The sequence below is a fragment of the Streptomyces finlayi genome (genome assembly GCF_014216315.1).
GTDB classification, from domain to species: domain Bacteria; phylum Actinomycetota; class Actinomycetes; order Streptomycetales; family Streptomycetaceae; genus Streptomyces; species Streptomyces finlayi_A.
The window spans coordinates 1837908-1863217 of the sequence record NZ_CP045702.1 but is presented as its reverse complement, the minus strand read 5'-3'; the positions used below and the strand labels follow the sequence as shown (position 1 = coordinate 1863217).

General features: G+C 71.6%; 15 protein-coding genes and 1 pseudogene. 6 read left to right on the top strand and 10 right to left on the bottom strand.

Annotated features, from left to right (window positions below):
- The first annotated feature begins 188 nt into the window (after positions 1-188).
- Together F0344_RS08385 and F0344_RS08380 are read left to right on the top strand one after the other, a co-directional pair.
- The gene (locus F0344_RS08385; protein ID WP_185298181.1) at positions 189-3947 is read left to right on the top strand and encodes a trypsin-like peptidase domain-containing protein; all 3759 of its coding nucleotides are present in this window, start codon (positions 189-191) and stop codon (positions 3945-3947) included.
- Positions 3948-3988: 41 nt separating this feature from the next.
- A complete protein-coding gene (locus F0344_RS08380; RefSeq protein WP_185298180.1) occupies positions 3989-4945 on the top strand; it encodes a bifunctional riboflavin kinase/FAD synthetase in 957 nt (318 codons plus the stop codon).
- A gap of 73 nt (positions 4946-5018) precedes the next feature.
- Here F0344_RS08380 and F0344_RS08375 read toward each other — a convergent pair.
- The 8 genes and pseudogenes from F0344_RS08375 to eccE form a co-directional block, all read right to left on the bottom strand.
- A pseudogene (locus F0344_RS08375) lies at positions 5019-6001 on the bottom strand (oligopeptide/dipeptide ABC transporter ATP-binding protein).
- A complete protein-coding gene (locus F0344_RS08370; protein WP_185298179.1) occupies positions 5998-7035 on the bottom strand; it encodes an ABC transporter ATP-binding protein in 1038 nt (345 codons plus the stop codon). Before F0344_RS08370 ends, F0344_RS08375 begins: the two are co-directional and overlap by 4 nt.
- Entirely contained in the window at positions 7032-7952 is a 921-nt protein-coding gene (locus tag F0344_RS08365; protein WP_185298178.1) for an ABC transporter permease, read from the bottom strand. The genes F0344_RS08370 and F0344_RS08365 overlap by 4 nt, the downstream gene beginning before the upstream one ends.
- Entirely contained in the window at positions 7949-9040 is a 1092-nt protein-coding gene (locus F0344_RS08360; RefSeq protein ID WP_185298177.1) for an ABC transporter permease, read from the bottom strand. The genes F0344_RS08365 and F0344_RS08360 overlap by 4 nt, the downstream gene beginning before the upstream one ends.
- A gap of 3 nt (positions 9041-9043) precedes the next feature.
- Positions 9044-10921, bottom strand: a complete 1878-nt coding sequence (locus F0344_RS08355; protein ID WP_185298176.1) for an ABC transporter substrate-binding protein — start codon at positions 10919-10921, stop codon at positions 9044-9046.
- A 198-nt stretch (positions 10922-11119) separates the two neighbouring features.
- The gene (locus F0344_RS08350; protein WP_185298175.1) at positions 11120-14248 is read right to left on the bottom strand and encodes an SCO5717 family growth-regulating ATPase; all 3129 of its coding nucleotides are present in this window, start codon (positions 14246-14248) and stop codon (positions 11120-11122) included.
- A 317-nt stretch (positions 14249-14565) separates the two neighbouring features.
- Positions 14566-15288, bottom strand: coding sequence for a hypothetical protein (locus F0344_RS08345; RefSeq protein ID WP_185298174.1), 723 nt, complete (start codon positions 15286-15288; stop codon positions 14566-14568).
- On the bottom strand, positions 15288-16637 hold the full coding sequence (gene eccE / locus F0344_RS08340; protein WP_185302576.1) for a type VII secretion protein EccE: 1350 nt from the start codon (positions 16635-16637) through the stop codon (positions 15288-15290). Before eccE ends, F0344_RS08345 begins: the two co-directional genes overlap by 1 nt.
- Positions 16638-16863: 226 nt before the next feature.
- Between eccE and eccB the strand changes: the two genes are divergently transcribed.
- From eccB to F0344_RS08320, 4 genes are all read left to right on the top strand, one after another.
- Positions 16864-18408 (top strand): type VII secretion protein EccB, encoded by a 1545-nt coding sequence (gene eccB / locus F0344_RS08335; protein WP_185298173.1) that lies wholly within the window; start codon positions 16864-16866, stop codon positions 18406-18408.
- Between the two features lie 45 nt (positions 18409-18453).
- Positions 18454-19704, top strand: coding sequence for a type VII secretion-associated serine protease mycosin (mycP, locus tag F0344_RS08330; protein WP_185298172.1), 1251 nt, complete (start codon positions 18454-18456; stop codon positions 19702-19704).
- Between the two features lie 244 nt (positions 19705-19948).
- Entirely contained in the window at positions 19949-20299 is a 351-nt protein-coding gene (locus F0344_RS08325) for a hypothetical protein (RefSeq protein ID WP_185298171.1), read from the top strand.
- 52 nt (positions 20300-20351) lie between these two features.
- Entirely contained in the window at positions 20352-20657 is a 306-nt protein-coding gene (locus F0344_RS08320; RefSeq protein ID WP_185298170.1) for a WXG100 family type VII secretion target, read from the top strand.
- Positions 20658-20732: 75 nt separating this feature from the next.
- Here the strand turns inward: F0344_RS08320 and F0344_RS08315 are convergent, their stop codons facing one another.
- A complete protein-coding gene (locus F0344_RS08315; protein ID WP_185298169.1) occupies positions 20733-20966 on the bottom strand; it encodes a DUF397 domain-containing protein in 234 nt (77 codons plus the stop codon).
- A gap of 337 nt (positions 20967-21303) precedes the next feature.
- Entirely contained in the window at positions 21304-25266 is a 3963-nt protein-coding gene (gene eccCa / locus F0344_RS08310; protein ID WP_185298168.1) for a type VII secretion protein EccCa, read from the bottom strand.
- Between the last annotated feature and the right edge of the window lie 44 nt (positions 25267-25310).

The following is a 25310-nucleotide window of genomic DNA, read 5'->3' as shown; positions in this document are numbered from 1 at the left end:
CGTCGCGCCGTGGAGCGGGCAGCGCCCCCTGTGCCCGCTCCACGTTCCCCCTCCCCCGGAGAGTTCTGTCCATTTGACCCGGTGAATTCACCCCAATGGACGGGCGCTCGGAGTGAATACGGGGTGCGCGGGGGCGCTTTTCCACTGTCTGCTCCACGCTCCGCTCCCTGCCGACCTACCGTCGAACCATGGGCAGCGGGGACCGGCCGGAGCTGGTAAGAATCTGCGATCGTGCCGGCCGGCCGCGGGGGACGGGATTCGTCGCGGACGACCGCGGCACGGTCGTCACCAGTCACGAGGTCGTCGCCACCGCCGTACCCCTGACCCTGCACGGGCCGGACGGCCGTCACTGCGCCGTCGAGGCGGACGCCGTCACACCACTGCCGGAGCTCGGCCTCGCCCTGGTGGGCACCCCGGGCCCCGACGCGCTGGGGGCGCGCCCGCTGCCCGTGACCGTCCGGGACCGGATCGGAACCGGCACGTACGTGCGCATCGCCGCTCACGGGTGGCGTGAGGCACGGGTGCTGGGCGAGACCGCGGCGACGTACACGACGGCGGGGCGCGGCCACCGGATCGACGGGGCGCTCGTCCTGGCCCTCGGCACCGACGGGCGCGACGCGCTGCGCTCGGGCGGAACGGCCGTGGGCGGGCCGGTGACGGACCCGGAGACCGGAGCCGTACTCGGCCTGCTCTCCACGGCCCTGAGCACGGGACACGAAGCGGCGGGGCTGGCGGTGCCGCTCACGGGCCCGGCGGTGGCCGGATCCGCTCTCCTGCGGGCCCTGATGCGGCGGAACGCGGCGACCGTGCCCGGTTACGGACACGACCTCAACCTGGCGGGCGCCCACCAGCTGACCGCCACGTCGGTGGGCTCGCTCGGCGGTCCGCGCGAGCGTACGGAGCCGGTCGACCGCCCTGACATCGCCGGGGCGTTCGCCGCCTTCGACGCGGGCAGGGGGCAGGTGCTCGGCCTCGTCGGGGCACCCGGCACCGGCCGTACCACCGAGCTCGCCGCCCTGGCCGCCCGCCGTGCGCAGGGCTCTGTTCCCGCCCTCACGCTCTGGCTGCGGGGCGCCGATCTGCTGGCCGACGACACCTCGGTCGCCGCTGCCATGGCACGGACCCTTCAGCGCTCGGGGCGGATCCTCGCCGCCGCAGGCGCCGGGGGAGACATGACGGCGGCCACTCCCGAGAGCGTGGCCGCGTCGGCGACCGACGCCGGCAGCCCACTGCTCGTCGTGCTCGACGGCCCGGAGGAGATGCCGCCGCTGCTGGCCCACCGGCTGGCTGAATGGACCGCGGGCACGGCCCGCTGGCTGCGTGCCAACGGCGTACGGATGGTCGTCGCCTGCCGTCCCGAGCACTGGGAGACCGCGGGAGCGCTCTACCCGGCCGACGCCCTGCACCGCCCGGAACGGCCCGCGGGGCTGCTGCCTCCCGCCGTCCGCCTGGGCGACCTCACCGCGAGCCAGGCCGAGCGGGCCAGGGAGCGCTACGGCATCCCGGACGGCGCGATCACCCCCGGCCACGAGCGGCATCCGCTCACCCTGCGGCTGCTGGCCGAGGTGCGCGAAGCACTGCCACCGGACGTCCCGGGCCGGCCCGGCACGGAGGAGGTGTTCGGCGCCCACCTGGACCTCATGTGCGTCCGCATCGCCGTCCGGATCGCGGCGGGGGACGAGCAGCGGCTCCGGGGCGCGGCGGTGCGACGGCTGGCGGTGAAGGTGGCGGGCCAGGTCCACGAGGCGGCGCGACGCTGTCTCGGCCCGGGCCAGGGAGAGCTGGACCGGGCCGCGTTCGAGGAGCTGTTCCCCTGGCGCACGGGCTGGGCGTCGGCCGTCCTCACGGAGGGGCTCCTGACCCCGGCGGGCGCGGGCTACCGCTTCGCCCACGAGGAACTGGGCGACTGGATCCAGGGCGCCCACCTGGACCTGGACGCCGCCCTGCGCTCCCTGGTCCACCGCTGGCACGCGCCGCCCGCCCCGGCCGCGCGCGAGGGCGAGGGCGGCGGCGAGGGCGGCGGCGAGGCCGGGGACCGGGCACCGTACCGGGCCGGGGACGCGGCTGTGTCGCGACGCCGGGCGGCGCGGACCGGACGCGGGGCGCCCGCGCCCCGGCCGGCCGCCGGTCCGGAACCCGGGCCCGCCCCCGAGCCGCAGGGGGAACCCCGCACGCTGCCCGTGCCGCGCCACCGGATCGGCCCGGTGATCCAGGCGATGCTGCTCCTCGGACGGCGCCAGGGGGCGTCCGCGCTGGCGCACCGCATGGCTGACCTGATCGAGGCGACCGACCGGCTGTCGGCGCACCCGCCTGAGCACGGCGCCGACGGGGTACGGGCCGTGCCCGGGGAGGGCGCCGGCGTACCCGCTCCCGCGCCCGGCGGGACAGGTGACGCCCTCTGGTGGGCCGCTCACCTGCTCGGCGAGAGCCTGCTCCGGGTCCCCGACGCGCGTCCGTATCTCGGCGTGCTCCGGGTCCTCGCCGCGCGGATCACCCTGCGGTCAGCCGTGAGGGGCGGGCCCTCGCGGCTGGGGGCGTACGGGGAGTTCGGGCCCTGGTTCTGGCGGCGGCTGCGGCTCCCGGAGGAGGAGCGGATCGATCTGCTGCGCCGGCTCCTGCCCGCCGACGGCGCCCCCCGCGCCGACGGGGACACGCACTACCTCGACGCCGTGGACCGGCGGCTCTCCGCCGCCCCGCGCACCGTGCAGGCGCTGCTCTGCACCTGGTTCACCGACGAGCGGCCCCTGCACGCGACGGAGGGCCTGCCGATGCGGCCCACCGTGGCCGCCGCCGCGCAGGCCCTGCTCTACGCCCGCCGCGACCTGGACGTCGACGCGCTCACCGACGCCCTCGTCGCGACCGCGCATCCGCGCGCGGAGGAACTGCTGGGCACCCTCGTCGAGGACGAGACGTCCGCGCTCTGCCGGGCCGTCGAACGCTGGGCCCGCGACGAGGAGGGGGCCCAGCGGCGGGCCGCCGCCGCGGCGTACGCCATGGCCCTCCTCGCCCACGCCGCGTCGGACACCGACCGCGCCCTGCTGCGCGGCGCCGCCCTCCACCTGCTCGCACGCCCCGCCGACTCGGCCCTGCACGGAGCGGCGCTCACCGTCCTCGTCCACGATCCGGTGACCAGGGGCCGCTACCTGCCGCAGGCGCTGCGGGCGTTCGCCGCCGGTGACCCGCGACCGCCGGTGGCCCTGCTCGCCGAGGTGTACCCGGCCCACCCCGAGCCTGTTCTCGCCGCGCTGCGGGCCAGGCTGACGCGCCCGGACGACGGGGCGGGGGACGTACTCCTCACGCTGGCCGGGCTGGACGCCCCCGCGCTGGCGCTGCACGCCGCCGGTCTCGTACGCGATTACGTCCGCGCCCGTCCCGGGGACGGGACGCGGGCCGCCGCGTACGTCGGCGTCCGGCTCGAACAGGGCCCCGCGGCCCGTGCCCTGCTGCTGCCCCTGGTCACCGGCCTGCTGCGGGACCAGCCCGCGCCGGCAGCCGTGCGCGGGGCCCTCGCCCGGGTACTGGGCGAGTCAGGGAGCAGCGCCTCGCGCCCGCTGCGGACCGAACTCCTCGAGGTGCTGCTGGAGTTCGAGCAGGACACCGGCAGGGACCCCGAGGTGCTCGACGCCCTCCTGCACGCCGCGGCAACCGGCTCGGGGACGCGCTCACCGGTCCGGACGAGGGCGCTGGTGCACCGCACCGGGATGCTCCTCGTAAGGACCCCGGAAGGCGCCGCGCGCTTCGACCGACGTCTGGTCGAACTCGCTCGTGACGTGCCCGGCTTCGCGGGCCTGGTCACCGGCTGGCTGGCCGACGCCCCGCAGGAGTGGGCGGCCGTCGTCGGGCCCGGTGCCCGGCGGACGCTGGAGGCCCTGGAGACGTCACAGCCCGCGATGACGGTGCCGATGCAGGCCGCGGGACGTGAGCATGGCAGTCTTAGACCTGCGTAATGGACAGGCACGTACACGGGTTCGGGCGAGGAGCGGTCACAGTGCAGCGCTGGCGTGGCTTGGAGGACATCCCCCAGGACTGGGGGCGCAGCGTCGTCACCATCGGCTCCTACGACGGTGTGCACCGCGGACACCAGCTGATCATCGGCCGCGCCGTGGAGCGGGCGCGTGACCTCGGCGTTCCCGCCGTGGTCGTCACCTTCGATCCGCACCCCAGCGAGGTCGTCCGCCCCGGCAGCCACCCGCCCCTGCTGGCCCCGCATCACCGGCGTGCCGAGCTGATGGCGGAACTGGGCGTGGACGCGGTGCTGATCCTGCCGTTCACGACCGAGTTCTCGAAGCTGTCGCCCGCCGACTTCATCGTGAAGGTCCTGGTCGACAAGCTGCACGCGCAGGCGGTCATCGAAGGACCGAACTTCCGGTTCGGACACCGGGCCGCCGGGAACGTGCGGCTGCTCACCGAGCTCGGCGGAACGTACGACTACACGGTCGAGGTCATCGACCTCTATGTGAGCGGTGAGGCGGGCGGCGGCGAGCCGTTCTCCTCCACCCTGACCCGCAGGCTGATCGCCGAGGGCGATGTGCGGGGCGCCGCGGAGATCCTCGGCCGCCCGCACCGCGTCGAGGGCATTGTCGTCCGTGGCGCGCAGCGCGGCCGTGAGCTGGGATTCCCTACGGCGAACGTCGAGACGCTGCCGCACACCGCGATCCCCGCCGACGGCGTGTACGCGGGCTGGCTGCACGTGAACGGCGAGGCGATGCCCGCCGCCATCTCCGTCGGCACGAACCCGCAGTTCGACGGCACCGAGCGCACCGTTGAGGCGTACGCGATCGACCGCGTGGGCCTCGAGCTCTACGGGCTGCACGTGGCCGTGGGCTTCCTCGCCTACGTACGCGGCATGATGAAGTTCGACTCGATCGACGAGCTGCTCGTGGCGATGGCCGCCGATGTGAAGCGCTCCAGCGAGCTGATCGCCGCCCACGACAACCAGGCCTGAGCGGCACACACGGATGGCGTACGGCCCCGGACCGACCGGTCCGGGGCCGTACGCCGTAGTGAGGCGGCCGGGTCTACACGGCGGCCGCGGCCGCCCAGTGGCACGCGACCTGGGTCGCCCCGCCGCCCGCGAGCACCGGCAGGTCCTTCGTACGGCACGCGTCGGCCACCCCCGCCCGCTCCGCCTCGCCCGAGGCCAGGATCTGGCAGCGCGCGTGGAAGCGGCATCCGGAGGGCACCTTCGACGGGTCCGGCGGCTCCCCGGTCAGGATCACCGGCTCGCCCTCCGCCTCCGGCAGTACGGACAGCAGGGCCTGGGTGTACGGGTGCCGGGGCGCCGTCAGGATCTGCTCCACCTCGCCCGTCTCCACGATCCGGCCGAGATACATCACGGCCACCCGGTCCGCGATGTTCCACGCCAGACCCAGATCGTGCGTGACCACCAGCGCCGACAGGCCCAGCTCCTCGCGCAGCCGCAGCAGCAGTGCGAGGATCTCGCCGCGTACCGACGCGTCCAGCGAGGCCACCGGCTCGTCGGCCACGATCAGTTCGGGCTCCAGAACGAGCGCGCCCGCGATCACGACCCGCTGGCGCTGACCGCCGGACAGCTCGTGCGGATAGCGCAGGAAGAACCGCTCCGCGGGCCGCAGCCCCGCCCGCGACAGCGCCTCGGCCACGGCCGCCTGCTCGTCACCCGGATACCCGTGGATGCGCAGGCCTCCGCCACCGCGTCGTAGACGGTGTGGCGGGGGTTGAGCGAGCCGCTGGGGTCCTGGAGCACCAACTGGACCCGTTTGCGGTACGCCTTCAGGGCGCGGCCGGAGTAGTCCAGCGGCTCGCCACCGAAGGTGACCCGGCCGGCCGACGGCGGGACCAGGCCCAGCAGAGAGCGGGCCAGGGTCGTCTTGCCGCAGCCGGACTCGCCGACCAGGGCCACGATCTCACCGGGCCGGATGTCGAGGTCCACCCCGTCGACGGCGCGGGCCGGATCGGCGCCGCGCCGGCCCGGAAAGGTGATCTTCAGGGCCTCCGCGCTGAGCAGGGGAGTGGCCGTCATGTCGTGCTCCTTGCTTCCTCGGCGGCCGGTTCGGCGGTCGGCCCGCCGCCGGGCCCGACGAGCACACAGGCCGCGCTGCGCCCGGCTCCGGCGCTGCGCAGGTGCTGGTCCTCGGTCGCGCAGGTGCCGAGCGCGACCGGGCAGCGCGGATGGAACGTACAGCCGGACGGCAGCGCCGAGGGGTCCGGCGGGTCGCCCGGCAGGCCGCGCGGGGCGTGCCGCGACGACAGGTCACCGATCCTCGGGAAGGCGGCGGACAGCGCGTTTCCGTAGGGGTGGGCGGCGTTGTCGTAGACCTGCTTGGCCGGACCCTCCTCGACGACCCGCCCCGCGTACATCACGGCGAGCCGGTCGCAGGTGTCGGAGAGGACCGCCAGGTCATGGCTGATCATGATGAGGCCGAGGTCCTGGTCGGCGACGAGCTGTTCGATCAGCCGCAGGATCTGCGCCTGGATCATCACGTCGAGCGCCGTGGTCGGCTCGTCGGCGATGACGAGCCGCGGATCGCAGGCCAGGGCCATCGCGATCATCACGCGCTGGCGCTGACCACCGGAGAGCTCGTGCGGATACGCGTCGGCGCGGGCCGTCGGCAGACCGACCTGTTCCAGCAGTTCACCGGCTCGCCTGCGCGCGGCGGCGGGTGTCGCCTTCCTGTGGAGCAGGATCGGTTCGGCGATCTGGTCCCCGATGCGGTGCACGGCGTTCAGCGAGTGCATGGCGCCCTGGAAGACGATCGAGGCCCCGGCCCAGCGGACCGCCCGCAGCCGGCCCCACTTCATGGCGAGGATGTCCTCCCCGTCGAGCAGGATCTCGCCCGTCAGCGTCGCGGACGCGGGGAGCAGCCGCAGCAGCGCGAGCGCGAGTGTCGACTTCCCGCAGCCGGACTCCCCGGCGATGCCGAGCTTCTGTCCGGCATCGACCCGCAGATCGATGCCGCGCACGGCGGGGACGGCCGATGCCCCCGATCCATAGGTGACGTGGAGATTTCTGACGTCGAGCAACGGCTGCCCGGTCGTCGGCTCGGATGTGGTCAACGGGTCACCCCCAGCTTGGGGTTGAGCACGGACTCGATCGTGCGGCCGCACAGCGTGAACGCGAGGGCGACGACGGCGATGGCGAGTCCGGGCGGAGCGAGGTACCACCAGTTCCCGGAGCTGACCGCACCCGCTTCGCGGGCGTCCTGGAGCAGTCCGCCCCAGGAGACGATCGTGGGATCACCGAGCCCGAGGAAGGCCAGGGTCGCCTCGGTGAGAATGGCGGTGGAGATCACCAGCGTGGTCTGCGAGAGCACCAGCGGCATCACATTGGGCAGGACGTGGCGGGACATGATGTGGCCGTGCCCGCCGCCGAGGGCCTTGGACCGCTCGATGTACGGGCGTGACTCGACGGACAGGGTCTGGGCGCGCACCAGACGGGCGGTCGTCGGCCAGGTCGTCACGCCGATCGCCAGGATCGTCGTCCAGACCGACCGGGAGAGCACCGTGGCCAGCGCGATGGCGAGCACGAGGGTCGGCATGACGAGGAACCAGTCGGTGATCCGCATGATCACGGTCCCGTACCAGCCCTTGAAGTGTCCCGCGGTGATGCCGACCAGCGTGCCGATCGCCACTGAGAGGAACGCTGCGAGCAGGCCGACGGTCAGCGAGACCCTCGTACCCCAGAGCAGCAGCGCCAGCAGGCTGCGCCCGAACTGGTCGGTGCCGAGAGGGAACTTTGAGCTGGGCGACTCCATCGGGCCGCCGGTCGCCCCGGTGACGCTCCGCGAGTCGGCGCCCACCAGCAGGGGGGCGACGATCGCCAGCAGACCGATCACCCCGAGCACGACGAGCCCGGCGATCCCCGCGCGGTGGGTGCGGTACGCGCGCCAGAAGCGGACCACGGCCCGGCGCCGACGTGCCCGGGCGAGCGCCCGCGGACTGCTGGTCTTCACGGCATCGGTCGAGGTCGTCATCGGCCCACCCGGGGATCGAGCAGCGGATAGATCACGTCGGCGAGCGTGTTCATCAGGATCACCGCGGCGGCGAAGACGAAGAACAGTGCCTGCACCAGGGGCAGGTCGGGCACGCTCAGCGCCTGGTAGAAGAGCCCGCCGAGGCCCGGCCAGGAGAACACGGTCTCCACGAGGATGGCTCCCGCCACCGTGTTGCCCAGGTTCACGAAGAGCAGGGTCACGGTCGGCAGCATCGCGTTCGGCACGGCGTGGCGGCGGCGTACGACATCGTCGCGCAGCCCCTTCGCACGCGCGGTGGTGAGATAGTCGCTGCCCATCTCGTCGAGCAGCGAGGAGCGCATCACCAGGAGGGTGCGGGCGTACTCGACGGCGACGAGGGTGACGACCGGCAGCACCAGGTGGTGGGCCACGTCCAGGACGTATCCGAAGCCGCTCTCGTCGCCGGACTCCATGCCGCCGGTCGGGAAGATCCCGGGGATCGGGCCGATGCCCACCGACAGCGTGATGATCAGCAGCAGCCCGAGCCAGAAGGACGGCACCGAGTACAGCGTCAGCGCGAACGCGGTACTGAAGCGGTCTCCGAAGGAGCCGTTGCGCCAGGCCGACCTCGCACCCAGCCAGATGCCGATCACCGTGTAGATCACGAAGGCGGTGCCGGTGAGCAGCAGCGTCGCGGGCAGGGCCTCGGAGATCTTGTCCATGACGGGGGCGCGGAACTGGTACGAGGTACCGAAGTCCCCGGTGAGCGCCTTTCCGCAGTACTGGGTGAACTGCTGCCACAGCGGCAGGTCCAGCCCGAACTCGCGGCGCATCGCGGCGATCTGTTCCGTGGACACCTGGCGGCCGCCGGTCATCTGCTTCACCGGGTCGCCGGGGATCAGCCGGAACAGGAAGAAGCTGGTGACGAGCACGGCGAACAGGGAGACGGCCGCACCGGCCAGCTTGCCCGCCACATAGCGGAGGTACGCGGTCGTGCTGCGGGATCGCGGACCGCGGGCCGACGGCCCGGCCGGAGCCGGACCGTCGGTCTGCGCACTGTCCACGCCCGGCGCGCTCTTCAGCAGCGCGGGTGTGCTGTCTGTGCTCATGGACTATTCACGGTCTTCCGCGGTGGAACGACGACGCATGGCGAACAGCAGTCCGCCACCGACGAGGACGACGACGGCGACGCCGATCCCGACGAGGACTCCGGTGGAGCTGCCACCGTCGTCGGAGGAACCGCTCGACGCCCCGGCGGCCGGAACCGCCGACCACCAGCTCCAGTACCCGTCCTGGCCGTAGATGTTGCCCGCGGCGGACGGCATCGTCGTGATCGACTTGATGTGGTCGGTACGGTACGCCTCGACGGCGTTCGGATAGGCCATGACATTCATGTACCCGGTGTCGTACAGCCGTGACTCCATCTGCTTCACCAGATCGGCGCGCTTGGCGGGGTCGTACTCGGCCAGCTGCTTCGCGTAGAGCTCGTCGTACTGCTTGTCGCAGATGAAGTTGTCCGTCGCCGCGGACTCCTTCGGCTTGGCGGGCAGTGCGGCGCAGGTGTGGATCGACATCACGAAGTCCGGGTCCGGGTTGACGGACCAGCCGTCGAAGGCGAGGTCGTACTCACCGGCGTACCAGGGGTCGGAGACGTTGTCGATGCAGTCCACCTTCAGGCCGATGCCGAGGTCGCCCCACCACTCCTGGAGGTACTTGCCGATCGCCTTGTCGTTCGGGTCCGTGGCGTGGCACAGGATGCGGAAGTCGAGCGGCTTGCCGTCCTTGCCGACGCGCTTGCCCGCACCGTTCTTCCTGTAGCCCGCCTCGTCGAGCATCGCGGCGGCCTTCGCCGGGTCGTAGCTGAGCTTCTGGTCGGCGGACGGCTGCCAGAAGTAGTCGGAGAAGCGCGGCGGGATGTAGCCCGCACCCTCCACGGCGTGGCCCTGGAAGACCTTGTCGATGACGGTCTCGCGGTCGACGGCCATGAAGAGCGCCTGACGGACCTTCTGGTCGAGCAGCGCCGGATGTCCGTCACCGAACTTCGTGCCGTCCTTCGTGCGTGCGCCCGGGTTGGTCGCCAGCGCGTAGAAGCGCCGGCCGGGCGCGTCGTTGACCTTGATGTTCTCCGCGGTCTTCAACGAGGCGGACTGAGCGGGCGTCAGGCTGGGGCTGCCCGCGACGAAGGAGACCTCGCCCTTGCGCAGGGCGGCGACGGCGGCGTCCTGGTCCTTGTAGTAGCGGAAGACGATCTCGTCGAACTTGGGCGAGCCGCGCCAGAAGTCCTTGTTCGCCTTGAGCCTCACGTAGCTGTCGACCTTGTAGTCCGTCAGGATGAACGGGCCGTTCCCCACGATCGGGAACTTCTGGTCGTTGTTGAACTTGGAGAAGTCACCGACCTTCTCCCAGACGTGCTTCGGGACGATCGGCACGTCGAGCGCCGTCATCGTGGCCTGCGGCTTCTTCAGCTCGATGACGAGCTGCTCCGGCGTCGGAGCGGTGACCTTCCTGAAGTTGCCGACGAAGCTGCCGTTGGAGGTGGCCGCGGCCTCGTCGGTCATCATCTTGTTGAAGGTCCACGCGGCGTCCTCGGCGGTGACCTTCTGCCCGTCCGACCACTTCGAGTCGGAACGGATCGTGTACGTCCAGGTCAGTTTGTCCGGCGACGGTTCCCACTGGGTGGCGAGCGCGGGGATCGCGTGGTTGTCCTTGGCGTCGTAGTTGGTCAGGTAGTCGTACATGAGCCGGTGGATGCTCGTGCTGAGCAGGCGCTGCGCGAGGAACGGGCTCAGGGAGTCGACGCTCTGTGCGACCGCGACCGTCAGGGTCGTCTTGCCGCTGTCGTCGGCCTGGGCCTCCTGCGGCGCGGGTGCGAGCGGATTTCCGGGTACGACCGAACCGGCGGCGAGCGCGAGCGCGGCCGCGCAGGAGGCCAGCAGGAGACGCATGCTGCGGCGGGGACGGGAAGAGAGAGGTGGAACTCTTGTGACCATGGGACGTTGACCTCGCGTCATGACTCGCATGGAGAAGGCGGGCAGATCTCTGGTTCGCCAGCTGGTGAAGCGAAGGTCTATCAGCGGTGGTCGAGCCGCGTCAACGGTGTGCCAAACGGCGTGTGGGCTGCGGGAATGCAAGAAGGGCTCGCATCGTGTGAACGATGCGAGCCCTCATTGGTTTAGACCTCTACTGCCCTACTGTTGAGGGGCTGGTGGGGGCTGCGGAGGCTGCTGCTGCCATCCTGCGGGCGGAACCGGACCCTGCAATTCCGACTCCCCGGACCGGCCGTCGTGCTGCGGGTGCGCCGGCGGGGCTCCGGCCGGATTCGTACCCGACTGGGCCTGCGGGGGAAGCGACTGCTGCCAGCCGTTCTGCTGCGCGCCGGGGCCGGGGTGCGGCGGGTACGGCTGCTGGTGAGGCTGCTGCTGCGGGGGCTGCTGTCCACCGTACGGCTGCTGCTGATAGGGCTGTTGCGGGTGTGGCTGCTGCTGCGGCGGGTACGGCTGGTAGGGCTGCCCGGCCTGCGGCTGCCCCGGCAGCGGCTGTCCTGGCTGCTGCTGAGGCACGTACGGCTGCTGACCCGGCGTCTGCTGACCCGGCGTCTGGTGTCCGGGCATCGGCGGGGCGAACTGCGGCGGCTGGCTGCGGCCGTCCGCGGTCCACAGTCCCTGCTGCTGCTGGGCCCGCGCGAAGTCCTCGGCGACCAGCGCCGAGAGGTTGAAGTACGCCTCGCGGGTCTTCGGCCGCATCATGTCGAGGTCGACCTCGGCGCCCGCCGAGAGGTGCTCGTCGAAGGGCACCACGATGACGCCGCGACAGCGGGTCTCGAAGTGCTGCACGATGTCGTCGACCTTGATCATCTTTCCGGTCTCACGGACTCCGGAGATGACCGTGAGGGAACGCTGCACCAGGTCCGCGTACCCGTGGGCCGACAGCCAGTCCAGCGTCGTCGACGCACTGGAGGCACCGTCGACCGACGGCGTCGAGATGATGATCAGCTGGTCCGCGAGGTCCAGCACCCCGCGCATCGCGCTGTACAGCAGACCGGTGCCCGAGTCCGTCAGGATGATCGGGTACTGCTTGCCGAGCACGTCGATCGCGCGCCGGTAGTCCTCGTCGTTGAACGTCGTCGAGACGGCAGGGTCCACGTCGTTGGCGATGATCTCCAGACCGGAGGGCGCCTGCGAGGTGAAGCGACGGATGTCCATGTACGAGTTGAGGTACGGGATCGCCTGGACCAGGTCACGGATCGTGGCCCCGGTCTCGCGGCGCACCCGGCGGCCGAGCGTGCCGGCGTCCGGGTTGGCGTCGATGGCGAGGATCTTGTCCTGCCGCTCGGTGGCCAGGGTGGAACCGAGGGCCGTCGTCGTCGTGGTCTTTCCGACACCGCCCTTGAGGCTGATGACCGCGATCCGGTAGCAGGACAGCACCGGTGTACGGATCAGCTCCAGCTTGCGCTGCCGCTCGATCTCCTCCTTCTTGCCGCCCAGCTTGAACCGGGCGGAGGCGGAGGGGTTGCGGCTGCTCTTGGCCTTCTGCTTGCCGCGGACCAGGCGGTCCGAGGAGAGCTCCACGGCGGCCGTGTAGCCGAGCGGGGCGCCCGGCACGGAACGCTCGCGCTGGTCGTGGGTGACCGAGGTCGGCCAGGCGCTGCCGGTGCGGGGGTCCACGGGGGGCCCCTGCGGTGCGCCCTGTGGTGCCTGCTGCTGGGGATGCTGCTGGTACTGGGGGTGCTGCGGAGGAGCCTGGTAGAGCTGGTGCTGTGGAGGCTGCTGTTGTTGCGGCGGGACGGGAGCGAGGGGTGCGGGCAGGTTGGGTGTCCCCTGGACCGGTTGCTGCGGTTGCTGCGGTTGCTGCTGGTGCTGCTGGGCCTGCGGAGGCAGCGGTGCGCTCTGCGCGGGGAAGTGCGGCTGCTGAGGGGCGGGGTCCGGAGGCATATGGGGCGGCTGCGGGAATCCGTAACCGCCCGGTGCCTGCGGGAATCCGTAGCCGCCCTGACCGTGCTGCTGCGGTGCCTGCGGTGCCTGCGGTGCCTGCGGTGCCTGCGGTGCCTGCGGTGCCTGCGGTGCCTGCGGTGCCTGCGGTGCCTGCGGGGCAGGTGCCTGCGGCTGCGAGGCCTGGGGGAATCCGTAACCGCCCTGCGGAACCGGGAGGTTGGGCCGGTCCGCCGGAACCGGTGCCTGCGGCGGCTGAGGTGCCTGTGCCGTGTGCGGGAAGCCGTAACCGCCGGGAGCTCCGTGCGTCGGTGCCGGCGCGGGCCACTCCGCCGCCGCCTGGGGCGCGGCGGGCTGCGGGGCGGCCGGCTGGAAGGCGGGCGGCAGCGGCGGCAGGGCGCCCGGTACGGGCGGCGCCGGGGCCCAGGGTGCAGGGGAGGAGTGAGGGGGAGCTTCGGCCGGCGGTGCCTCCGGGGGCGCCGCGTCCGCGGAGGCGTCCGAGTGCTCGTCGGCCGGTGCGGCGGGTGTGGCTGCCGCGCTGGCGGGCCCGGGGTTCCCCGGCGCCTCGGGGGTCATGTCCACGGCAGGCGAGGGACCGGCCGCCACGGAGGCCGACGGAGCACCGGCCCCGTCCGCCGGCCCGTCCTCCGACGCCTCAGGCGCACTCCCGGTCTCGTCCGTCACCGGGGTGACGTCCGGGGCCGACTGGTCCGGAGCGTCCGAAGAGTCCGGTTCACGGCCGGAGCCGGAGCCGGAGCCCGTTCCGGAGCCCGCGCCCGCTTCGGAGCTCGCGCCCGTTCCAGAGCCCGGCCCGGAGATCGCCGCCTCCGCCCCGGCTGCCGCTTCCCGTTCCTCGATCTCCCGCTTCAGGGCTGCGGGTGAGAACCGCATGGTCGCGCCGCTCTCCACGTCGCCACCACCGAACGGCTCCGCCGCGGCACCGGAGCCGCCGGGCGCGGCGGATGAGGCCGAGGACACGGAAGACGCCGAGGGCGCCGACGACGTGGAAGATGCCGACGGAGCGGCGGACTCGGGCGCAGCCGAGGGTTCACCGTCCGCAGGGCCTGTGCCGGGCGCAGCTCCGGAAGCAGGCCCGGAAGCAGGCGCTGCGGCCGAAGCCTCCTCGGAGCGCGAAGCGGCCCAGTTGGGCTCGAAGCCGCTCCCCGCAGGCAGCCCCGGTACGGAGACCGGCGCCCCGTTCGGCGGCGGAGGCGGTGCCAGATGCGAACCGGCACCGCCTGACGAATCCCCCGCAGCGTTCTGCGTGTACCAGGCGGGAGGGGTGTAGTCGATGGTGAACTCACCCGTCATCTCGGCGGGATCCGCGTCGGACGACTCGTCGACGGGCGTGTTCCATCCCCCGCGGATCTCGTCCCGATCGCCGTTCACTTTGCCTCCTGGTGTGGTCGAGCACCCTTGTGCCGTGGTGGGTGGGGGCGACCGTTCCCGTTGTCCGATCCGCCCGGCTCTCCCCCTTGCGACGCGCATGACCTGTCCACAGGTTTCATCAGCCGCGCCCCACCCACCCTAATCGCCACCGGGCTCACTACGGCAGGCCGTACCGGGTCGCAAGAAGCGTCCGGTCGGCCGTCCCCGGAGCCCAACCACGCCCCGAGCGGCTGAGCGTGAGGACGGAAGCGGTCAAAATCGTGTATCTGCGTACGGAATGAGGAGACTTCCGTACGCATCGAGCGGTGCGGGACGGCTCAGTCCATCCGGCGCGCGCTGCCCAACAATCCGGTCTCGGCGTCGGTCGCCTGCGTCATCACGAACTGCCGGTCGCGGTTCGCGCACCACAGCGTGACACCGTCGGCCAGGGTGGACAACGCCTGCGACTCGGAGGGCGACAGATGCAGGATGCGCCCGATCTGCGCCGCCTCGTCGGGGGAGACCCGCTGGATACCGACGAGTGCCGACTTCGCCATCAGGCGCGGCGCCACCGGGCTCAGATACGGCAGCAGTGTCACCACGGACTGCCAGGGGCCCGCCACCACCCGTCCGCGCGGCGGGCGCATCCCGCAGTCCCGCACCACGACGACCGGCGAACCGGCCGATGCGCCCTGTGGCGGCACCCGTCCCACGTCGTGCAGCGAGATGCACGGCTGCCCGCCGCCCGCCGCCTGGGCCAGCGCCGTCCAAGCGGCCGCCCGGCCGGTCTCCACGGCGATGCGGGCGCCCGTGGCCGCGGCGCGCAGCGCCAGTACCTGCGCCGTCCACAGCCCGCCGATCAGCGTGACCTCGTACGGGGTGGGCCGGTTGACACCCAGCACGGCGGGGCGCCCCTCGGCGTCCACACCGATCACCGTGCCGTCGTCGCCGACCGGCAGGTTCAGCGATGCCAGCTCGTCGAAGGGGACCGCGTGCCGGCTGCGGCGGGGCCCGATCAGGCCGAAGCCCAGCCGGGCCCGGGTGCTCGGCGGTGTGGACATCAGCGGGTACCTCCGAGCGGCAGTGTGGCGAGCACGCCGGGCAGCTGCTCGCGGTCCAGTCGCACGAGCGAGGTCTTCACACCGCGCGCGGTGCGCTCCAACTCATGGCGCGAGGCGACCAGTTCCTCGTCGCTGCGCCCGGTGATCCGGATGTGTCCGGTGACCGAGACCTCCGAGCGGTCGCCGTGGCCCAGCGTCAGGCTGAAGGTCGTCGCGAGGGCGGGAACCGACGTGAGGAGCGCGACCAGTTGCGGCATCGAAGCGCCGCCACCGCCGAACTGCGGCCAGCGGCCGACCCAGTACGTCGTGTGGCGCCGGTCGTCGCAGCGCCAGGTACGCGACGTCTCCTCGGTGCGGCGGCCCGGCGTCTCCGACCGGCTGGCCTGCGCCATCGCCAGCGGGCTGACGCAAGCCGACGTCGCGATCGCCGAGGTCAGTTCCTGCTCGGTCAGCACCGTCGCGCGGAACCCGGCCCCGGTCAGCCGGCTCGCCAGCTGGTCGGCGGCCCGTACCGCGCACTTCTGCGCCCCGACGATGCCACCGCCGCGCGCCTGTACGGCTTCCGGGCACAGTTCCGGGTCCAGCTTGAGAGCGATCCAGGTGATCCGCAGGGCGGGCGAACCCGTCTGGGCCTGCAGCGGCGCGTAGTTGCGTGCGGCGACCGACTGCGACGGCAGGTGCGGCGCGGGCGCCGGCTGGGTGTGCTGAACGATCTGTGCGGATTCCAGACGGATTCCGTCGACGTCGAGCACATCGCGTACCAGAGTCAGGGGAAGCGGCTGTGCCGAGCGGTCAGGCCGCAGCGCCGTGGAGTCCGACTCGACCTGGATGACGGCCGTCAGGAACGTACCGTCACCGATCATGCCGACCGGGCGGCGGTCACGGTCGCTGAATGAGTACGTGCGCAGTGCGGGCTCGCACTCGACGGCCGGGGCGAGTCCCGGTTCCGTACCCGCGGGCAGGACGAGGGAGGCGGCGCGGCGGCTCCGGGCGCGCAGGGCGAAGACGGTGCTGAGCCACTCCGGCAGCGAACGGCGGTGTCTGCGGACGACGGCGAGCAGCACCAGGATCGCGGCGGCCACACCGGCCGGAGCCAGCAGCAGAGGTCCGACGACCCAGGCGACGACCAGCAGCGCGGCCGCGATCTCGATCAGTACGAGTTGTTGCAATCGGAACGAACCGAACTGTCCGGCCCGTCCGTTCAGTCGCGGTGAGGCCGCTCCGCCGGCGCCCGAGGCGCCCGCTGAGGGCGTGCGTGAAGCGCGGCGTGAGGCCCGTGGGCCGCCGGATCCGGGAGCCCCGGATCCCTGTGTGTTCCCGGCCGGACGTGTCCGCGTCGCGGAAGCCATCATTCCGGCTTTCCCCCGTTCATAAGGCCCAACTCCACCCGATCGCCCCTGCCCCGCCGGGGCTTCGGCGGCTGGATCAGCCTACCCGGCCCACGGGTGCCCGCCGTCAGCAGGCATAGTAGGGGGCCGGTCCGGCACCAGGGTCCGGCATCCGGGGTCCGGCACAGGGGGCGGGGATGCGTCCGCTCCTGGGCCGCGCGGGGAGACACGGGAGACAGACAGACTCATGGCATCACGGCGGGATGAGCTCAACGCGTACACCTTTGCGAAGAAGCGCACGGTGGCGGCTTTTCTTCAACCGTCTCCCACCGGGACCGAGGAAGGCGCCCCCCGCCCGCTGCGGGCCGTAGTCCCCAGCCTGATCGTCGGCGCGCTGATCCTCGCGGGATTCGGCGCCTGGGGCATGTTCAAGCCGACGGCGCCCAAGGACTGGGACAAGCCCGGCACCAAGGTCATCGTCGGCAAGGACTCCACCACCCGTTACGTGGTGCTCAGCACAGGCAAGGGCAAGGGCAGGAAGACGCTGCTCCACCCCGTGCTGAACCTCGCCTCGGCCCGACTGCTGCTCACGCCGCAGCAGTTCGCCGTGGTGCAGGTCGGCGACAAGATCCTGGACGCGGGCAAGCCGCCGCGTGGACCGATCCTCGGTATCCCGTACGCCCCCGACCGGCTCCCCGAGTGGAAGGACGCGGGCACACCCAAGCGGTGGGCGGTCTGCGAACAGCCCGGCGGCAAGGGCAACTCCGTACAGAAGGCGGCCTTCGTCTTCGCCGAGCGCGACCTGAAGCTGACCGAGGGCAGGAAGCAGCTCCGCGCCGGCCAGGTGCTCTACGTCCAGGGCCAGGACCGCACCCGCTACCTCGTCGACGCGAGCGGCACCAAGTACCGCGTCGACGAGGTGGCCACCGACAACGGACACCTCACCAACGCCCTCGTCGGCAGCAGCCTCCCGCAGCCCGTCACCGACGACTGGCTCGCCACCCTGCACGACGGCACCCCCGTCGCCTTCCCGCAGATCCCCGGCACCATCGGCGCACCCGCCCACATCCAGGGCCAGCTCTCCGCCGAGGAGAACAAGGTCGGCATGGTGCTCAGGACCGAGACCGGCAACGGCACCCAGCACTACGTCGTGCTGGAGGGCAAGGTCCAGCCCGTCTCCGAGTTCACCGCCTGGCTGCTGATCAACTCCCCCCAGACGGCGCCCCTGAACCTCGACAGCAAGTCACGTGCCGTCGGACTCCAGGACTTCGTCCCGGACAGCCGGACGTTCGCGGGCCAGGGCGCGCGCTGGCCCGCCCACAAGGCGAAGCAGGTCAACTCGGCGTCCGGCGGCGGCCGGGACACCGTCTGCAGCGTGCTGCGCAAGGTGGACGACGCGGGCCGCTCGACGCTGAGCGTCTGGGCCGGTACGGAGTACCCGGCTGCGATCAACGCCGGTGGGACCAGCACCTACGTCACCCCCGGCAGCGGCCTGCTCTACACCCAGATCCGGGGCCGGCAGACCAGGCCCGACGGTTCGCTCTTCCTGGTGACGGACACCGGACTGCGCTACGCGGTCCAGGCGAACGGCGACAGCGACGCCGAACGGTCCGACATCGGCACGGGTGACCAGCAGGGCCAGGGTGACGGCCGCCCGGAGCCGAGCCAGGCGCAGATCAGGCTCGGTTACGAGAAGGTCGTGCCCTCCCTCGTACCGATCGCGTGGTCGGAGTTCCTGTCCAAGGGCCCCCGGCTCGACACCAACAGCGCCCGCCAGCCGCAGGGCTCGTAACCGCTTCGTGCGCACTGGGATCACGGACTCGGGGGAGAGGAACAGATGGTGTACCGGAAGACCGCGCTGCTGACGGCGGCCACGGCCGCACTGGCCGCACTGGCCGCGCTCGCGGCGCCGCAGGCCGCGCACGCGGACACGGGGGCCGGTCGAGCGGGCGGACTCGGGATCAGCGGCAGCGGTGAGTGCACGTTCCCGATGAAGAAGCAGTTCGCGGGCAGACCCTGGTCGCTCCAGCGCGTCCTGCTCGACGAGCTGTGGCAGGACTCCAAGGGCAAGGGCGTCCGCGTCGCCGTCATCGACACCGGGGTGGACAACGCCAACCCGCAGCTCAAGACGGCCGTCGACGTCTCCGCCGGCCGTGACCTCCTCAGTGCCAAGGGGGACGGCACGGCCGACGAGATCGGTCACGGCACCAAGGTCGCCGGCATCATCGCGGCCCGCCCCCGCAAGGGCACCGGATTCGTCGGGCTGGCCCCCGAGGCCACGATCATCCCGATCCGGCAGAACGACGAGAAGAACAGCGGCAAGGACACCACGATGGCCACCGCGATCGAGCACGCGATCGCCAAGGGCGCCGACGTCATCAACATCTCCCAGGACACCACCAAGCCGCTCGCCGCGACCTCCGCCCTCGGCCGGGCCGTGGCCAAGGCGCTCGCCAGGAACATCGTGGTCGTCGCCTCCGCGGGCAACGACGGCACCGACGGCAAACGGAAGACGACCTACCCGGCGGCGTTCGACGGCGTGCTCGCCGTCGCAGCGTCCGACCGCAACAATGAACGCGCCGAGTTCTCGCAGGCCGGAGCCTTCGTCGGCGTGGCGGCCCCCGGCGTGGACATCATCTCCACCGTCCCGGGCAACGGCCAGTGCGCCGACAACGGCACCAGCTTCTCCGCGCCGTACGTCGCCGGGGTCGCCGCCCTCCTCAAGGCCAAGTACCCCACCTGGACAGCCGCGCAGATCGTCGCACGCATCGAGCAGACCGCCGAGCGGTCCGTCACCGGCCACGACGACTTCGTCGGCTGGGGCGTCGTCGACCCCGTCCGCGCCCTGGCCGGTGACAAGGACGACGTACCCCTGGACGCCGCGCGCCCCGATGCCCCGCCGCCCAGGGCGCAGGCACCGGAGCCCGCGCATCTGGCGATGTCCGAGACACCGCAGGAGCGCAGTGAGCGCTACGCCACCTACGCCCTGGTCCTGGCGGGCGTGCTGGTCTCCGTCGTCGCCGGTACCGCGACCGTCGTCCGTGATGTCCGGCGGCGGCGCGGTTTGCGGGAGAGCGCGGTCCAGTGAAGTACCTCTCTCCCCGGAAACCCCAGTTGGGGCAAGATGACGAAGTGACTAGGGTGGTAGCAGACTTCACGTGTGTGACGGGGGAACGAGAAGTGGCCGAGTCCGATGCGGGCGGATGGGAACGCCGCCGCGCGCTCCGAGGACCCCGTGCTCACCCCACTCCGTATCCGGAGCACACGGGGGCAGCAAGAAGCCTGGCCGCGACCGGCGGACAGGCCCGGGAACTGAGAGATAGGACCTCCGGATGAGCAACCCCGCAGGTGGTTTCGGACTTGCCGACGATCCGATCGTCCAGGCGAAGAACAAGATCATCGACACCGCCGAGGCGGTGTCCAAGCAGGCCAGGGAGCTGGCAGACATCCTCGCCACGGTGAGCGCGGGCTGGACCGGAGTGGGCGCCTCGGGATTCTCGTCCGCACAGCTCGTGATCAACGAGGACCACGACGAGATCCGCCGGCTGCTCAACGTGCTCCTCAACGCCGTGAGCCAGACCAAGAACCTCAGCAACGCCAACGACGACGAGGTCCGCGCGGCCTTCAACGCCGTGAAGGCGCCGGCGTCCTCGGGCAACACGTCCGGGCTGAACGGCGTCTGAGCCGCGCCGCGGCACCCTTCCACGTACACGCTGAGCACACAGGAGAAGACTGATGGCTGGGGATCCGAACACCAAGGTCAGGTACGAGAACGTCCAGGAGATGGCGAACCGCATCCGTGTGGTCTCGCGCAACATCATCAAGGACCTCCAGGAGATGGACGCCGCCCTCAAGGTCGTCACCGACACCTGGGACGGTGACGCCCACGCGGAGTACATCACGCTGCAGGGCAAGTACAAGGGCAAGGCCGACCACATGAAGGACCGGCTGGAGCAGGTCGCGAAGATCATCGAGACCGGCAAGGACAGCTACCGCTCGACGGACGTCAAGGCCTCGCGCCTGTTCACCGAGTCGTACTGACCCACATTTTCGTACGCGAGAGGGGCACGCTCGGCGGAGCGTGCCCCTCTTCGTCGTTCCCTCCGCAGGAACGCACTACTTCAGGTCGAACTCGCCGTCACGCGCACCCAGCACGAACGCGGTCCACTCGGCCTCCGTGTACCGCAGCACGGTCTCCGGATCCAGCGACGACCGCATCGCCACGGCCCCGCCCGGCAGATGAGCGATCTCGACCCGCTCCTCCGCCTCCTCGGTACCGGGGGCGCCCAGCCACTCCACCCCCGAGATGTCCAGCGCGTACAGCTCGTCCTTCTCCGCTTGCGTGCCCATCAGCTGCCTTTCGTCTCGTACGGCGGAACGTGTTCCTCGCCCGTCCGTGATTATCCCCGCACATGAGCCCGGGGGTGCGAGATCGCGCCTGGTTCACGGGGTTGGGGTGCAGCAGCCGCGCTTGTCCCAGGTCTCGCCCAGCTTGGTGCTCGCCGGACCGGTGGCCCAGTCGGCGCACTTGCCGCCACCGCACGTACACATCGATACCGGTTCCTGGTCCGGGCCCACGTTCACGCCTCTTCGGACGTGCCCTCGACGCGCCGGCGCACAGACCGGAACGCACCAGGACCCCGCACACACGCTGTGCGGGATCCCGGGTGGCTCGGTGGCACCTGCCTCAGCGCTGCTCGGGCAGCCGACCGATCTGCACCAGCGGGGTCCCGCGCTTGCGTGAGGCGAAGTAACCGCGCCCCGGCGGCATCGCGTGACCGCGTACCGAGCCGATCAGGTCGCCCTCGGACGGATCACCCGACAGCACGACACCCTGCGCGCCCAGCTCCTTGATGCGCTGCATGAAGCCCTCGTACATCGACCTCGAAGCGCCTGCGGAGTTGCGCGCGATGATGAAGCGGACACCGGTGTCCCGCGCGAACGGCAGGTACTCCGCCAGCGGGGCCAGCGGATTGCCCGCGTTCGTCGCCACCAGGTCGTAGTCGTCGACGATGATGAAGATCTGCGGACCGCTCCACCAGCTGCGGTCCCGCAGCTGCTGCGGAGTGACGTCCGTCGGCGGCTGACGACGGGCGAACACCCCTGCCAGCGCCTCCATGTGCATCTGCATGGAGCTCGCCATCGGTGCGTACTCCAGCAGATGGGACTCCGGCAGGGCGCCGAGCAGGGCCCGCCGGTAGTCACCGACGACGAGCTTCGCCTCGTCGGGGGAGTAACGCTCCGCGATCTGCTTGGCGATCAGCCGCAGCAGGTTCGTCTTGCCGGACTCGCTCTCACCGAAGATCAGGAAGAACGGGTCCGTCTCGAAGTCGACGAACACCGGCTCCAGCGCCGTCTCGTCGATACCGATCGCGATGCCCCGCTCCGGGAACTCGAAGCCCTTCGGCAGCTGGTCCGCAGGCAGCTTGCGCGGCAGCAGACGTACGGCCGGGGCCGAGGGACCCGACCAGTTCGACCGCACGGCGGCGACGAACGCGGCCGTGCCGTCGGAGAGGTCCGCGGCGCTGCTGACCGAGTCGATACGCGGCAGGGCGCCCATGAAGTGGAGCTTCTCCGGTACCTGCCCACGGCCGGGAACACCCGGCGGTACGTTCACCGCGACCTTGCGGTCGAACTCCGAGTCCATGACATCGCCGAGCCGCAGTTCGAGCCGGCTGAGGATCTGGTCCTTCAGCGCCGCCCGGACCTCCATGTAGCGGGCCGCGGTGATGACCACGTGGATGCCGTAACCGAGACCGCGCGAGGCGATGTCCGTGACGGTCTGCTCCAGCATCTCGTACTCGGCGCGGAAGCCGCCCCAGCCGTCGATGACCAGGAACACATCGCCCCACGCCTCACCCGGCAGCTCACCCAGGGCGCGCTTGCGCCGATAGGTGGCGATGGAGTCGATCGAGTTCGCCCGGAAGAACTCCTCACGCCGGTTGAGGACCCCGGAGACCTCGGCGACCGTGCGGCGCACCCGCTCGGGGTCGAGCCGCGACGCCATCCCGCCGACATGCGGCAGCTCCGCCAGCGAGACGAGACCGCCACCACCGAAGTCCAGTCCGTAGAACTGCACTTCGTGCGGGGTGTGCGTGAGTGCGAACGACGAGATCAGCGCCCGCATCATCGTGGACTTGCCCGACTGCGGACCGCCGACGACCATCATGTGGCCCGCCGCACCAGAGAAGTCCCGGTACAGCACCTCGCGCCGCTGCTCGAAGGGCTTGTCGATCAGGCCGAGCGGAACCGCGAGCCCGCCGGGCCGGGTGTACTCGGTCGCCGTGAAACCGCGGTCCGCGGTCGGCGCCAGCCCGGGAAGCAACTGGTCCAGCGTCGGCGCCCGGTCCAGCGGCGGCAGCCACACCTGGTGGGCCGGCACCCCCTGGCCCTCCAGCCGCCGCACGATCACGTCGAGCACCGTGTCGGCGAGCGCGTCGTCGTCCGCCCCCGCACGGGCCGCCGCGGCCAGCTGCGCCGGGTCCGGAGCCGCGTACACCACCGGCACGGGAGCGGCACTGAACACCGCGGGCCGCCGCTCGACCGGCAGCTGCCCCACCGAGAGGTCGGGGCCGCCCGTGCGGTACGCCCCCGACACGTACGCGGCCTTGAACCGGGTCATCTCGTCCGTACCGAACTTCAGATAACCCGAGCCGGGCACCGAAGGCAGGTGGTACGCGTCCGGCACACCCAGTGCCGTGCGCGACTCGGCCGCCGAGAAGGTCCGCAGCCCGATCCGGTACGAGAGATAGGTGTCGAGACCGCGCAGCTTGCCCTCCTCCAGACGCTGCGAGGCGAGCAGCAGATGCACACCCAGGGAGCGGCCGATCCGGCCGATCTGGATGAACATGTCGATGAAGTCCGGCTTGGCCGTGAGGAGTTCGGAGAACTCGTCGATGACCAGGACCAGCGAGGCCAGCGGTTCGAGCGCGGCGCCCGCGGCCCGTGCCTTCTCGTAGTCGTGGATGTTGGCGTAGTTCCCCGCCGAACGCAGCAGCTCCTGACGGCGCTGGAGTTCGCCCCGGATCGCGTCGCCCATGCGGTCGACCAGCGTGAGGTCGTCCGAGAGGTTGGTGATGACCGCGGCCACGTGCGGCATGTGCGACATCCCGGCGAACGTGGCACCGCCCTTGAAGTCCGCGAGTACGAAGTTGAGCGTCTCCGAGGAGTGCGTGACCGCGAGCCCCAGCACCAGGGTCCGCAGCAGCTCCGACTTACCGGAACCCGTGGCACCGACACACAGTCCGTGCGGACCCATGCCCTCCTGCGCGGCCTCCTTGAGGTCGAGCATCACCGGCTCGCCGCCCTCGCCCACACCGATCGGCACCCGGAGCCGCTCCGAGACCGACCGGGGCCGCCAGGTGCGCGCCACGTCGACCGAGGCGGCGTCACCCAGGTTCAGCAGGTCCGTGAAGTCCAGATTGGCGAGCAGCGGTTCGTCGTCGTCGCCCCCGCCCATCATGAGCGGTGCGAGCTGCCGGGCCAGCGCCTCGGCCGCAGGCAGCGAGATCCCGTCCGGCACACCCTCGTACGCGAGTCCGGAGCCGGACTCCAGCCGCAGCAGACCCGGCCGCACCACGACGGAGAGACCACCACGCGGCTCGTCCAGCTCGCCCGGCACCACCTCGACGATCGTCACGCCCTGAAGGCCCTCGGCCGCCGCGAACAGCGAGTCGGGCGGCACCATCCCCCCGTCCAGGACCACCACGACGTGCGGCTGGTCCAGCACCGGCTGGCTCTCCCGGCCGAACCGAGGCCGTCCCTCCAGACGGCTCGCCAGCAACTGCTCCAGCTCACCCAGGTCGTCGCCGAACAGCCGCTTGGTCCCGGCCCCGTCGACCTGACCGGGCACCTGCGTGTGCGGCAGCCACTTCGTCCAGTCCCAGCGCGCCACGGCTCCGGGGGCCGCCACCACGGCGACCAGCAGGTCCTCGGGGGAGTGCAGCGTCACCAGCTGTGCCACCAGCGACCGGGCCGTGGACTGCGCCGCCTCCGGCTGCCCGGAGACCGTGACGTGGTAGAAGGCCCGCATCGAGACGGCCATCGGCAGCCCGTCCAACGACCCGTGCACCGCGAGGAACTGCTGCATCGCGCCGGCGCACATCGGCTCCAGCTCGTCCACCGGAGCGGTCTCGGGAGCGATCAGCGGCGTCGCCAGCTGCTGGGTGCCCAGACCGACCCGTACATGCGCGAAGTCCTTGTCGCCCACGCGCCGTTCCCAGACCCGGCTGCCCTCCGCGACCACCGACCACAACTGCTCGGGCGCGGGGTGCAGATAGAGCTGTACGTCACGCTGCGCCCGGGCGGTCCTGCGGACCGTACGCCTGGTCTGCGCAAGGTATTTGAGGTAGTCGCGCCGCACATCGGCCATTTGCCCCTGCGTACCGCGACGGTGGCGGACCAGTTGGGCGACCACCATGCCGACGGTCGAGACGAGCATCAGGACACCCATGATCCGCATGAACGGCGGCGCCTGGGGCGAGAAGAAGAACACCACCGACGACCCCATGCCGAGCACCGGCAAAATCTGCATCAGCATGCCCTCCTGCTGCCCGCGCGGCAGTTCGGGAGGGGCCTCCAACGTCAACTCTTCCGCGGGTACTTCCGGCGGCAGAGACCGCGGAGGTCGTTTCACGACGATCTGGCTCACCGGAACATCAATCCCTCAATACGGACGGGCGGAAGGCCGGTCTG